Annotated in this window: 11 protein-coding genes; 3 read left to right on the forward strand and 8 right to left on the reverse strand. The window is 42.9% G+C overall.

Features of this window, described 5'->3' with window-relative positions:
• Nucleotides 1-5: 5 nt before the first annotated feature.
• The 5 genes from crcB to lrp all read right to left on the reverse strand — a co-directional run bounded on the left by crcB (nt 6) and on the right by lrp (nt 5,405).
• A complete protein-coding gene (crcB, locus tag HJG39_RS06790; RefSeq protein ID WP_268408139.1) occupies nt 6-389 on the reverse strand; it encodes a fluoride efflux transporter CrcB in 384 nt (127 codons plus the stop codon).
• On the reverse strand, nt 382-1,698 hold the full coding sequence (locus HJG39_RS06795) for a replication-associated recombination protein A (protein ID WP_268408142.1): 1,317 nt from the start codon (nt 1,696-1,698) through the stop codon (nt 382-384). The genes crcB and HJG39_RS06795 overlap by 8 nt, the downstream gene beginning before the upstream one ends.
• A gap of 17 nt (nt 1,699-1,715) precedes the next feature.
• Complete coding sequence (lolA, locus tag HJG39_RS06800) at nt 1,716-2,348, reverse strand: outer membrane lipoprotein chaperone LolA (protein WP_268408144.1); 633 nt, start codon at nt 2,346-2,348, stop codon at nt 1,716-1,718.
• Nucleotides 2,349-2,351: 3 nt separating this feature from the next.
• The gene (locus HJG39_RS06805; RefSeq protein ID WP_442781009.1) at nt 2,352-4,808 is read right to left on the reverse strand and encodes a DNA translocase FtsK 4TM domain-containing protein; all 2,457 of its coding nucleotides are present in this window, start codon (nt 4,806-4,808) and stop codon (nt 2,352-2,354) included.
• Between the two features lie 111 nt (nt 4,809-4,919).
• A complete protein-coding gene (lrp, locus tag HJG39_RS06810) occupies nt 4,920-5,405 on the reverse strand; it encodes a leucine-responsive transcriptional regulator Lrp (RefSeq protein ID WP_268408146.1) in 486 nt (161 codons plus the stop codon).
• 136 nt (nt 5,406-5,541) lie between these two features.
• Here lrp and ald point away from each other — a divergent pair, with 136 nt between their 5' ends.
• Entirely contained in the window at nt 5,542-6,672 is a 1,131-nt protein-coding gene (ald, locus tag HJG39_RS06815) for an alanine dehydrogenase (protein ID WP_268408148.1), read from the forward strand.
• 105 nt (nt 6,673-6,777) lie between these two features.
• Here ald and HJG39_RS06820 read toward each other — a convergent pair whose 3' ends face one another.
• The 3 genes from HJG39_RS06820 to trhO form a co-directional block, all read right to left on the reverse strand.
• On the reverse strand, nt 6,778-8,379 hold the full coding sequence (locus HJG39_RS06820; RefSeq protein ID WP_268408150.1) for a cation:proton antiporter family protein: 1,602 nt from the start codon (nt 8,377-8,379) through the stop codon (nt 6,778-6,780).
• An 88-nt stretch (nt 8,380-8,467) separates the two neighbouring features.
• Entirely contained in the window at nt 8,468-8,716 is a 249-nt protein-coding gene (locus HJG39_RS06825; RefSeq protein WP_268408151.1) for an EF-hand domain-containing protein, read from the reverse strand.
• A 270-nt stretch (nt 8,717-8,986) separates the two neighbouring features.
• Nucleotides 8,987-9,973 carry an oxygen-dependent tRNA uridine(34) hydroxylase TrhO gene (gene trhO, locus HJG39_RS06830; RefSeq protein WP_268408153.1) on the reverse strand — a complete coding sequence of 329 codons (987 nt, stop codon included), beginning with the start codon at nt 9,971-9,973 and terminating at the stop codon, nt 8,987-8,989.
• 320 nt (nt 9,974-10,293) lie between these two features.
• Between trhO and HJG39_RS06835 the strand changes: the two genes are divergently transcribed.
• Together HJG39_RS06835 and HJG39_RS06840 are read left to right on the forward strand one after the other, a co-directional pair.
• On the forward strand, nt 10,294-11,424 hold the full coding sequence (locus tag HJG39_RS06835; protein ID WP_268408155.1) for a GGDEF domain-containing protein: 1,131 nt from the start codon (nt 10,294-10,296) through the stop codon (nt 11,422-11,424).
• 329 nt (nt 11,425-11,753) lie between these two features.
• Nucleotides 11,754-12,464 carry a SapC family protein gene (locus HJG39_RS06840; protein WP_268408157.1) on the forward strand — a complete coding sequence of 237 codons (711 nt, stop codon included), beginning with the start codon at nt 11,754-11,756 and terminating at the stop codon, nt 12,462-12,464.
• Nucleotides 12,465-12,479: the final 15 nt, after the last annotated feature.

Here is a 12,479-nt window from a genome sequence, read left to right on the forward strand (position 1 = left end):
TATTCTTAATTACCTTTTATGATTTGCATGCCCAACCAAGCCATTAGCAGGCAGCAAACGACATTTATGAAAATATTTAAAACCCCTTTCCAGTACATACCATTTTGCAATAACAAAATGCTATCAACAGAGAAGGTGGAAAAGGTGGTAAACGCGCCGAGCAAGCCTATACCGACGAGCGTTTTCCAAGGTGCAATACCGATGATCCCTTGCTCAATGACAGCATAAAGCGCGCCTAATAGAAATGAGCCGATAAGATTGACCAAAAGTGTACCAAAAGGAAATCCCTTGCCAAGCCAAAGCACCGTCATTTCTGAAATAAAAAAGCGCAAACACGCACCGACCGCGCCGCCAATGGCGATGAATCCATATGTTGCCAGATTAGTCATACCGTTTTTTATCGCTCTGTTGATCTAGTTCTTGCAGAAAATCTAAGCGAGCTTTAATTTGTTTCTCCATTCCACGCGCCTCTGGCTGATAGAATTTTGCGTCTTTAATCGCTTCTGGCAAATAGTTGTCACCTGCGGCATAGGCATACGTTTCGTCATGAGCATAACGATAACCTTGGTTCGCGCCAATATCTTTGAGTAATTGGGTAGGCGCATTGCGAATATGCATGGGAATAGGTTGATTTACTGTTTCTTTAGCAAGCGCCATTGCTGACTTAAACGCTTTGTAAACAGCGTTACTTTTAGGCGCGCTAGCACAATACACAACCGCTTGCGCTATGGCTCTTTCACCTTCGGCGGCGCCTACACGATGATAAATATCCCATGCATTGAGAGTAACTTGTAATGCTCTTGGGTCTGCGTTGCCAATGTCTTCTGAGGCGATGGCCAACAAACGCCGAGCAATGGCGGTTACTTCTGAGCCTGCCACCAACAAACGCGAAAACCAATATAAAGCTGCGTCTGGGCTTGAGCCCCTCACCGACTTATGAAACGCAGAAAGTAAGTCGTAATAATGGTCGCCACCTTTATCGAATCGCGCAAGTTTGTCACCCGATGCCTGAGCAATATCTTGCTTAGTAATTTCAGCCCCGGAAGCAAGCTGCGCCGCGATCTCCAAAATATTAAGCATACGACGCGCATCACCATCACATACCGCAATTAATGCTTGGGTAGCCTCTTGGTTTAGCTGCGTATTTTGTAATGATTCTGCGCTATCTAAAGCTCGCTCTAACAGCTTCGCTAAATCTTCTTCTTCAAGAGACTTGAGCACATACACGCGCGTTCGAGAAAGCAAAGCGTTGTTCAATTCAAAAGACGGATTTTCCGTTGTTGCACCAATAAAAACCACTGTGCCATCTTCAATAAAGGGCAGGAAAGCATCTTGTTGTGCTTTGTTAAACCGATGCACCTCATCCACAAAGAGGATCGTCTTTCGTCCAAAGTCTTGCGCTTGCTGCTTAGCGTTATCTATCGCCGCGCGAATTTCCTTAATACCGCCTGTTACTGCCGACACCTTCTCTACGTGGGCATCAATACTGTGGGCGACAATTTCAGCAAGCGTGGTTTTTCCTGTCCCCGGCGGCCCCCACAGGATCATGGAATGCGCTTGGCCAGACATTAACGCTCGATATAGGGGTTTATCCTCACCCACAATATGTTGCTGACCAACATAATTATCGATGCTTTTGGGGCGTAATAAGGCCGCTAGAGGCTGACTCACTTCACCAAAGTTAAGCGACAAAGACATAAAAAAACCTGAGTTGATTAGCGCTGATCATCCAACTCAAATCCTTCGGGAACAGAGAACTCAAACACCCCTTTGGCAATGTGAGCATTGGACTGAATCTGACGAAATTGGAGTTGGTTACGTTGGTCTTGTTGATCGAGTATTTCGATCCCCGTTAGCACATCGGCTTTGTTAAACATCAGTTGAAATTGCTTAACTGACTGAGGTTGTTTGATGGGTGTAACTGAATAAGTACCGTCTGCGTAAGACACCTTATAATCACGCCATAACGCTGAATTGGGTTCGGCTAACAGCATGATAGGATGATCATTTACTGCTTGGCTCTGATCAAGAGCGATAACTTGTTCTACAAATGGGTCAACGTGCCACAAGGTTTTACCGTCGGCAATCAATACCCCTTCATCGGGCGGCAACACTTCCCAACGTAAACGTTGTGGTTGCTGTACTATAATCTGGCCCTTGGCTTGTTGCAGAACTTCACCATTTGCATCCGTTACTGTTTGCTCGAAATTGGCTATATAACTTTTTAATTGCATTAGCTTTGCTTGCAATGCGGATTTTGCATCTTGTTCAGCAAGTGCCGTTGATGACATCGACAATACCAAGCCAATCACACTGAAATAAATGGCGCGTTTAATACTCAATTTCATGAACTACCCTTTTGGTGGCGGTGGTGCTAATACTTCTCGATTACCATTGTGACCCGGTGCGCTCACCACGCCACTTTGCTCCATTTGTTCAACCAATCGCGCCGCGCGGTTATAACCAATGCGGAATTTGCGTTGCACGCCCGAAACCGATGCCCGACGTGATTCTGTCACAAAAGCAACAGCTTCATCATAGAAAGGATCAAACTCTTGATCGGCCCCTTCTGGTTGCTCTCCCGGAAGCAAGACCTCTTCACTCGCATCTCCTGATAAAATCTCATCAATATATTGCGGCTTGCCTCTGGCTTTCCAATCGGCAACCACTGCGTGAACCTCATGGTCGTCAACGAATGCACCATGAACGCGGGTTGGAACTGCGGTTCCCGGTGGAAGATACAACATGTCCCCCATGCCAAGCAGCGCTTCTGCGCCTTGCTGATCTAAAATGGTTCTAGAGTCAATTTTTGATGAAACCTGAAACGCAATACGCGTTGGAATGTTGGCCTTAATTAAGCCCGTTATCACGTCCACCGATGGCCGCTGTGTTGCCAGAACCAAGTGAATGCCAGCCGCTCGCGCTTTCTGTGCAATACGTGCGATTAACTCTTCTACTTTTTTGCCAACAATCATCATCATGTCGGCGAATTCATCAACCACCACAACAATTGCAGGCAGCTTTTCTAAATCTGGCGCTTCGGTATCCATGCTTTCATTAGGGTTCCAAAGTGGATCTTTAATGGGCGTTCCATTCTCAATCGCTTCTAATACTTTGGCGTTATAGCCTTTTAAGTTCCTCACACCGAGCGCTGACATTAAGCGATAGCGACGCTCCATCTCACCCACACACCAACGCAACGCGTTCGCCGCTTCTTTCATATCAGTTACTACTTCGGCCAGTAAATGTGGAATGCCTTCATATACAGATAGTTCCAACATTTTTGGGTCGATCATGATGAAGCGAACATCGTCAGGCGTGGACTTATATAACAGGCTTAGAATCATGACATTCACGCCAACTGATTTACCTGAACCGGTTGTACCGGCAACCAACAAGTGAGGCATTTTAGCCAAATCAACTACTACAGGTTCTCCCGAGATATTCTTGCCAAGCACCATGGTTAATGCGGAAGCCGCTTTATCAAACACTTGACTGGTAATGACTTCACTTAAGAAAACCGTTTCTCTGTGTTTATTCGGTAATTCAAGCCCAATGTAAGATTTACCCGGAATAACCTCTACAACCCGCACCGACAGGGCCGACATGGCACGGGCGATGTCTTTTGATAAACCCGATATTTTGCTGACCTTTACACCGGGTGCTAAATCCAGCTCAAATCGCGTCACAACAGGGCCGGGATACACCCCCACTACGTTCGCTTGTACACTAAAATCGGCGAGCTTGGCTTCTAATAAGCGTGCAACGCCATCAAGTTCTTCTTGTGAAATCGGCTCTTTCGTTCTATTGGGTTTGTCGAGCAAATCAAATGATGGTGCATCCCCCTCAGGCTCAACTTGCTCTGCTTCTTTGGCCTTTTCGGCGGCAACCTGTTGAGCAGACTTAGTTACAACATGTGTTTTCTCTTGCCAAGGTGGCACATCATTTTCATCAACATAATCGTCGGTTTGTTGCGTAACCACTTGCACAGTAACGGGCGGTTCTTTCTCATAAGCAGGTTGATTGGATTCATCATAATCTTCTACAAAATCATCACTATTCTCAGAGCCACCTTGGGCCTTAGCTGAAACAGATACATCTGGCTCAACTCGCATTGACGTAATTTCAATAGACGAAGGTTTAGCTAGTGCCTCACCGCCCTGTTTTTTCAAGGGGTTAGGCAACGACTTTAGTGCTCCGGCAGAATGCGGGAGCTGGTATACTTTTCTCGCGGTAAAAATGGTGATACCACCCAACGCATCAATAATACTCAACCAAGAAATGCCAGTGACTAAGGTGAATCCTGTAGCAAAGAAGCATAAGAGGAGTAAATTAGTCCCAGCAATAGAAAAGAATGGGATCATCGCATGACTAATGGCTTCGCCCACCATACCGCCGGAAGAAACGGTGGCTAAATCATCGAAATTTATACTGGCGAGACCGGCCGCCCCTAATACACACAAAATAGTACCGATTACACGCAAAGCAATGGTGGCGTAGTCTAGCTCGAGTAAATCTTTAGAGCGTTGGAAGACAAACCATCCAAGTAGAGCAATTGCAAAAGGAAAACTGTAAGCGATAAAACCGAATACCCACAACGTAATATCCGCAAGCCAAGCTCCTGCGGGTCCAGCCGCATTATGGATGCGGTCATTAAAACCGGTTTGGCTCCAACCGGGATCAGCTGAGTCAAACGTTGTAAGTGCGATAAAAAGGAATAGTGCAAAGGCGGTAGTGATGATCATCCCTACTTCGAGTACCCGTTGCACGCCAGTTAAACGCGGCATTGTTCGTTTAATTAAATCCATTAAAAGCCAACATTATTTATAATTTTATAAGATACCAAGAGCTGTTCTAAAATCCCACCTTATACCTGTAAGAGGCTCACTCAAACGTTGAGTTTTTACCCAAAATAGGCGTTATTTCACGTTAATTTTTATGTGGGTAGTTTGTTTTACCTCTTCCATGACTACATAAGTTCGAGACTCACTAACTCCAGGAAGTCGCAATAATACATCACCCAGTAATTTTCGGTAGGATGACATGTCAGCTACTCGCGCTTTTAATAGATAATCAAAATTTCCAGAGACCAGATGACATTCTTGAATATCGTCAAGTTCTTTTACCGCAGTAGAAAATTCTTCAAACATATCCACAGAAGTTTTCATTAAAGTAATTTCAACAAAAACCAACATCGCCGCCCCAACCTTCTCAGGGTTAACGGTTGCATGATAACCAGAGATATATCCCTGTTTTTCCAGACGCCTTACACGCTCTAAGCATGGCGTTGGGCTGAGTCCTATTTTACGGGCTAATTCAACGTTTGAGATTCTTCCATCTTGCTGAAGTTCGTGGAGGATGCTTCTATCAAGCCTATCAAGGCTTTTTGGTGTTTTTACCAGCATATTTTATATTACACTAGAGGTTAATTATAAAATTTTATGCTGTTTTGTACCAAATTAAAGCCGAAAATGCTAATTAATCTCCATTAAAATCGCCGCCTTAAATAAATGTTATTATTTTTAACAGAGGTGAAAGCGCATGCTGGTTGGTGTACCCAAAGAAATAAAAAATCACGAATATCGTGTTGGTTTAACGCCTTCTGCGGTTAAAGAATTTGTTAGTCATGGTCATCAAGTGATTGTAGAGACAAATGCAGGTTCTGCTATTGGTTTTGATAACGAGCAATATATTAACGCTGGTGCACAGATTATTGAAACGCCTGAAGAAATTTTTGCTAAAGCAGAAATGATCGTCAAGGTAAAAGAGCCCCAACCAAATGAATGTCAAATGTTGTCTGAAGGACAAACATTATACACTTATCTACATTTAGCCCCAGACCCAGTTCAGACGGAATTATTAGTTGCCAGTGGTGCAACTTGTATCGCTTATGAAACCGTAACCGATCACAAAAACTCTTTACCTTTGTTAGCGCCAATGAGTGAAGTTGCGGGACGTATGTCTATCCAAGCTGGCGCACATTTTCTTGAAAAAGCTCACGGTGGAAGTGGCACATTACTAGGTGGCGTGCCGGGTGTTGCACCAGGAAGAGTGTTAATCATCGGTGGAGGTGTTGTAGGTACTAATGCCGCGAAAATGGCGCTTGGTTTAGGCGCAGATGTGACCATTCTTGATCGTTCACTTCCGCGTTTACGTGACATTGACGACATTTTTGCTGGGCAGGTCAAAACCGTTTACTCCACTGTAGATGCGATTGAAAACTATTCATCTAAGGCCGACCTTGTTGTTGGCGCGGTATTAATTCCGGGTGCAGCGGCCCCTAAACTATTAACACGTGAACACATCAAAAACATGAAAGAAGGCGCGGTTTTAGTCGATGTTGCCATTGACCAAGGCGGCTGTTTCGAAACATCCAAAGCCACAACGCACCAAGATCCGGTTTACATTGTTGATGGTGTTGTACATTACTGTGTTGCCAACATGCCGGGCGGTGTTGCTCGCACCTCCACAATGGCACTGAACAATGCCACGCTTCCCTTTGGTTTAGCCCTTGCTAACAAAGGCCCGAAACAAGCCATGTTAGACGACCCGCATTTACTGAATGGCTTGAACGTCCACAAAGGAAAAGTGACTTACAAAGCCGTTGTAGATGCGTTAGGTCAACAGTTGAACCTTGAATACGTGGATGCTCGCGAAGCATTAGCCTTATAAGAGTTTTAGCTGTGCACTAGCACTTCACTATTAAAAAAACCGATGTCAGTAATGGCATCGGTTTTTTATTACTTTCAGAATAAAGTCGTTATGAGAGCGGAGTTATTATGCATTCGCCGATTGTAGTTTCGCTTCTTTTTTGATGTCCTGTAACACCGCCAAACTTTCTTCAGCAAAGCCGGCACCCACTTCCGTATAAAAGTTAAAGACTTTGTCGATACCTGAGTTAATTAGGTGTTTTCGTTCATCTTCGAAGCGAGCCATTGCTGCAAGCTTTCCTTTGTAACCCGCATCACGTAGTTGCTGACAAATGTTGTCAATATCTTCGATTGAAGGTAGCGCTAATAAAATGAGTTGGAGAGCGCTAATATCGGTACGTTCCCACAAATCTGCGTCTTCAGCATCGCCATAGATCACATTCTTTCCTGCATCTCGTAAACGACCAACTCGTTCACTGTCGGCATCCATCCCTATCACACCAGAACCCAATGCCGTTGTTAATGCATCAAAACTGCCTTTACCAACTCGCCCCATGCCTACAACCAAAACAGAAGCTTTACCGGGTTCAACATAAGCATCTTCTGGTAAACGCTCTTTTCTTTCAAAGCGAATAAGGAAAGGTTTGAGTTGCGTGTAATAGCGGTGAACAAAGCGGTAGGCAATACTAGTAAACACAAATGAAAGGGAAACAGAGATGGCTAGAATCACCAACCAATCTTTTTGCAACCAGCCTTGCGCTACACTTAAAGACACCACAATCAAGCCAAATTCACTAAAGTTACTTAATAGCAACCCGGATAAATAGCTGGTTCGCGCGCGCAGCTTCAAGGCGCTGAATAAAGAGAAAAACAGCACATATTTGATTGGAATCAGGGCGCAAATGAAAAGCGCCATCGCAAACATTGACCATGTTGGAATGGTAATAAAGCCGATGGAAAGGAAAAAGCCGATTAAGAATAAGTCTTTAAAACCAAGCAAGGACTTTGCAAGCTCGGTACTTTTGGGATGAGAACTCAGTACGATACCCAAAATTAACGCACCTAAATCGCCTTTCATATCAACTAAGGTGAAAAGTTCATAACCGCCTAAAGCTAAGAAAAAACCGGTTAATGGCAGTAACTCGCCGTGTCCTGCAAACACAATAAGTTTGTTGAGCAAAGGTCGAACGAATAAAAGCAATGGCAAACCTAAGGCCCAGACCGACGGTAATTTACCGGTTGCTGATGCAAGGAAAATTACCGCAATGATATCCTGCATAACTAAAATGGCGATGGCGAGCTTACCGTGCCGCGTTTTCATTTCGCCGCTATCTTCCAGCACTTTTACAATACACACTGTGCTACTAAAGCTTAAAGCGAAACCTAACAAGGTAGCGGTTTTCCACTCTAATACGGAAAAATAAGCCAGCCCCATCATCATGTAAAGCATGGAGAAACCCGCAAACAAGGCTATCCAAAACGCAGAGGATAATCCCGTTCCCACCCACACTTCGGCGCGGAATAAGTCCTTCACTTTGAGCTTTAAACCAATGGTGAACAACATCAGAGTAATGCCCAAATCGGCAAGCATATTCAGGTTATCGGTTGGTTTAACACCGTAAAAATTGAGGATAAAACCCGCACAAAGAAAGCCAATTAGCGGGGGTAAGGAAAGGAACTTAAATGCAAATCCACACACGAATGCAACCAGAACCCAAATAAATTCCATAATGTTTACAGCCCTTGTTTTAAAGTCAGTTAACAGGAAAAAACCGTGTAACACACGGTTTAATCAGGCAAAAATAGCAGTGACTGAACTAATACTCCCACCAATTGTTCTGCCACCAGTCTAAAAACTCTTCGAAATCTACCACTCCATCGCCGTTTTTGTCGATAAGGGAAAAACCTTCTTGTGCCTGATGCGGTTTAATTTTTGGCGATAACACTGTCAATAATTCAAAAAACTCATCCTGATCAATCCGACCATTTTGATCCTTATCGAAAAAGGCAAAGTCTTCACGAATTTTTTCAACTTGTTCAGGCGATAGTGTTTTATCTTGAGACATACTAATTTAACTCACAGTACAAAACGTATGATGATAAAAGCATTTTCTCATCTTTGTCTATTGTCAAAGTCGCTAATTATAATAGCAAGTGTGAATGAAAAATTTGCTCTAAAACAAAGGTGACAGCTTTAATGCGAGATTAGGCATAAAAATGTATGGTTCGCCTCTTTGATTGCCTAACTCTAAGACTAGCTTAGAGATGAGACGGACCATCTAATTAAACCGGGAAACCCCGGCTTTTAATGTAATGATATGAATTTCTAGGCGTAGCTATTTTTGCGCCGCAGCGCGCTGTGCTTTGCGCACTTCAGATTTGTAACGACGCTTATTCAAAGTGGCATCACGCGCTTCATTACCTAAGTGACTCTCGTTACGCATTTCTGCTAACTTAACTTGCTTTTCTCGCTCTCTGAATCGCGCAATCTGCTCTTCCGAATGGGTTCCATGACAACGTGGGCAAGAAACTCCGGGCTCAAATAACTCGCTTTGTTTGTCTTCTTCGGTAATCGGTAAACGACATGCATAGCATTGATCATAAACTGACTTTTCTAAGTCGTGGTTTACCGCCACGCGGTTATCGAATACAAAACAGTCGCCTTCCCACATTGATTCTTCTTTGGGCACATCTTCTAAATATTGAAGGATACCGCCTTCAAGGTGATATACCTCTTCAAAACCTATTTCTTTCATGTAAGCAGTGGATTTTTCACAACGAATGCCCCCCGTGCAGAACATTGCCACTTTCTTCTGCTTTTGTGGGTCCATATTGTTCTTCACATATTCAGGAAATTCTCTGAAGGTTTTGGTGTTCGGGTCAACGGCGTTTTTGAACGTGCCAATTTCAATTTCGTAATCGTTGCGGGTATCAATTAATACCACATCAGGATCAGAAATCAGCGCATTCCAATCCTTTGGCTTCACGTAAGTGCCAACCACTTTGCGCGGGTCAACCCCTTCTACGCCAAGGGTAACGATTTCTTTTTTCAACTTTACTTTTGTACGATAAAACGGCTGAGTTTCATCGTAGGATTCTTTATAGGAAATGGGGTTTAATCGTTCGTCTGAATTAAGATAGGCCAGAATGGCGTCGATAGCTTCTCGGGAGCCTGAGATGGTGCCGTTAATGCCTTCTTTGGCAAGTAGCAATGTGCCCTTAATATCGAGCTTTTCCATTTCTTCAAGTAATGGTTGGCGTTTTTCTTTGTAATCATCTAGCGCGACAAATTTATACAGCGCGCAAACAACGTAGTTTGACATAAATACCTCTGAGCAAGCTGGAACGTAAATCCAGAGCTGTTGTAATCAATAAAAACGGCGCGATATTACAAAAAATAACGCAATACTGCCACTAAAAACCCCGTTTATCGGAGTAACTTAACGGTTAGAGTACCCCTCCATTACACCTCACCTTTACACTCATGAAAAAATGACTAATTTATTTTCTGGAAACATCCTTCGGCTTACTGGTAATATAATTTTACTCAGCGGGCAAATTGATGTATTCATTTGCTACAACACTGCATATAGCCTTAGACGTTACAACCTGCCTGAGTTTGGGAGATAACAAAATCTAAACTATGAACTATCTAAAAAGCGTCCTCAATAGCTATTTAAATGTTGGTGTTTTCCCACACAACAGACCAGACAGAAACCACAAAGCCCTGATGGTTAACTTACTCGGGTTAGTGGGTATGTTTTTGTGTTTTGGATTTGGAACAATTCTGCAAGACCATGCCGTGCTAACGTTAATCCTTTATTGTTTGGGCTTCTGCTACCTTGGAATTCATATTCTTCAACGCTATACCGGCAATAAGAATCTCTATGTCCAACTTCTGCTGTACTCCATTCTAATTTTTATGTTGTACTTAGTTTATTCAGGCGGCGTAAACAACCACGGTCCATTATGGATATATTTGGTCTCTCCTGTTGCACTGTTTTTAGATGGATTAAAGCGTGGCCTCATCAACATTGGTATTTTTATCAGCATCATGTGTTTCATGTTATTCACGCCAAACGACTTGCTGCTCGCAACAACTTACACTTCTGATTTCAAAGTCGGCCTTCTTTTCTCATTCCTAAGCGTGACCGTTTTATTTGCTTACTATGAACACTCACGCCAGCGGTCATTTGAATTTATGAACAAAATTAGTCGAAAATTCGAGCAAATGGCAAAATATGACTTACTCACTCAATTACCTAATCGCAAAGAAGCCCTGGATAAACTTGAGTATGAATACCGCCGAATAGAGCGTAATTTGTCTCCAGTGTCACTTATTTTATGCGATGTTGATCATTTTAGACGGGTCAATGACAAGTACGGACATGAGCAAGGTGATAAGGTCATCGTCACTCTTGGCAACCTGTTTAAAAATATTATCCGTAAGCAAGACACTATTGCGCGCTGGGGTGGTGAGGAGTTTATGTTTATTTTGCCACAAACCAACTCGACACAAGCGCTCATCGTCGCACAAAAAATAAAAGATAAATTGGCACAACATCAAGATGATTTTGGAATTAAAAAGCTAACCATCACCGTCAGTATGGGCGTGAGCGAAGTTAACATTAATACTCCCATTGATGTTGCTATACGACGTGCTGATGAATATTTGCGTAAAGCAAAAGAAGGCGGCAGAAATCAATTCCAACCGCAGCCTGTTGTTTTCCAAAGTGAAACCATCAGTGCTGACAGCCGATTCACGCATGCTTAAGCTTAAATAGTAATGGGAATGCCTAAATTGAAGCGAATTGGCGTTCAGAAAAGTTTGTCTTGAATGTTTTAGAGCTATCCCGTTTAGAAGTCATAACCACTATTGAAATATGACATTTTTATGAAAAACGAGGCTCTATTTTACAACATTAATGGGAAGCCGAAGTGCTTATTTTAAGCAGCATTGCGGCTTCATAGCATTCATTATAATACTTCCTAAAAACCACTCCAATCCTATGAAAATTTACATAATAAAAGTTGTTAAATTTCACAGGGTCGTTAGTATGTCGCATTAATTTATACAACCATTAACACACCATCGGAAAAGTAATGGCCAAGGTAGAACTTTTAAATAGCAATACTCATAAGAATATTAAAATTAAAACTAACCGTGATGTTAGTGATTTAAAACAGCAAAGCATTTTACCACTCGTGCTTGGAGAGTTTTCTCACGCTGCTATCGAATTCCCAATTTGTTTTATTAAAAACAGCGAAAGTGACGAAATACAGGTCGTTGCTTTAATGGGCATTGAGCGTGGCGAAAACTTATTTGTTAAAGGCTCGGATTGGGATGCGGCATACATGCCAGCTCGTTACACGCATCGTCCATTTGGTTTATTGCAAAACCCTGAAGACAAAGCAAACTTCGGCATTGCCGTTGACTTTGACAGTGAACTTGTTAACGAAGATGATGGCGTAGCGCTATTCGACGAAAACGGTAACGAAACTGAGTTCTTATCGAAGCAAAAAGATGCCATGCGCACTTATCTTGAGCAAGAGCACCTGACCAAAGGATTCGCGAAAGAGCTTATGGATAAAGAACTTTTAGTTCAACGTCAGATCACCGTTACAGTCAATGACAAGCAATTTAACATTGATGGCGTTTATATCATCGACGAAAAGAAAGTCGAAGAAATGTCAGACGAGCAATTCCTTGATTTCCGTAAGCGCGGCTTATTGAATCCGATCTTTACGCATTTACTATCTATGCGTCAGATGAATAATTTAATCCGTCGTAAATCAATGCTAACTCAAGCATAGAATATTTGGTTGGTT

The sequence above is a fragment of the Alteromonas sp. a30 genome (assembly GCF_026788005.1).
Classification (GTDB): Bacteria; Pseudomonadota; Gammaproteobacteria; order Enterobacterales; family Alteromonadaceae; genus Paraneptunicella.

What these genes read in the sequence shown, in the direction of transcription:
- HJG39_RS06825 (WP_268408151.1), bottom strand. Translation starts at nt 8,716, where the DNA reads ATGTCTCAAGATAAAACACTATCGCCTGAACAAGTTGAAAAAATTCGT.
- trhO (WP_268408153.1), bottom strand. Translation starts at nt 9,973, where the DNA reads ATGTCAAACTACGTTGTTTGCGCGCTGTATAAATTTGTCGCGCTAGAT.
- HJG39_RS06840 (WP_268408157.1), top strand. Translation starts at nt 11,754, where the DNA reads ATGGCCAAGGTAGAACTTTTAAATAGCAATACTCATAAGAATATTAAA.
- ald (WP_268408148.1), top strand. Translation starts at nt 5,542, where the DNA reads ATGCTGGTTGGTGTACCCAAAGAAATAAAAAATCACGAATATCGTGTT.
- HJG39_RS06805 (WP_442781009.1), bottom strand. Translation starts at nt 4,808, where the DNA reads ATGGATTTAATTAAACGAACAATGCCGCGTTTAACTGGCGTGCAACGG.
- HJG39_RS06820 (WP_268408150.1), bottom strand. Translation starts at nt 8,379, where the DNA reads ATGGAATTTATTTGGGTTCTGGTTGCATTCGTGTGTGGATTTGCATTT.
- HJG39_RS06835 (WP_268408155.1), top strand. Translation starts at nt 10,294, where the DNA reads ATGAACTATCTAAAAAGCGTCCTCAATAGCTATTTAAATGTTGGTGTT.
- crcB (WP_268408139.1), bottom strand. Translation starts at nt 389, where the DNA reads ATGACTAATCTGGCAACATATGGATTCATCGCCATTGGCGGCGCGGTC.
- HJG39_RS06795 (WP_268408142.1), bottom strand. Translation starts at nt 1,698, where the DNA reads ATGTCTTTGTCGCTTAACTTTGGTGAAGTGAGTCAGCCTCTAGCGGCC.
- lolA (WP_268408144.1), bottom strand. Translation starts at nt 2,348, where the DNA reads ATGAAATTGAGTATTAAACGCGCCATTTATTTCAGTGTGATTGGCTTG.
- lrp (WP_268408146.1), bottom strand. Translation starts at nt 5,405, where the DNA reads ATGCTGGTAAAAACACCAAAAAGCCTTGATAGGCTTGATAGAAGCATC.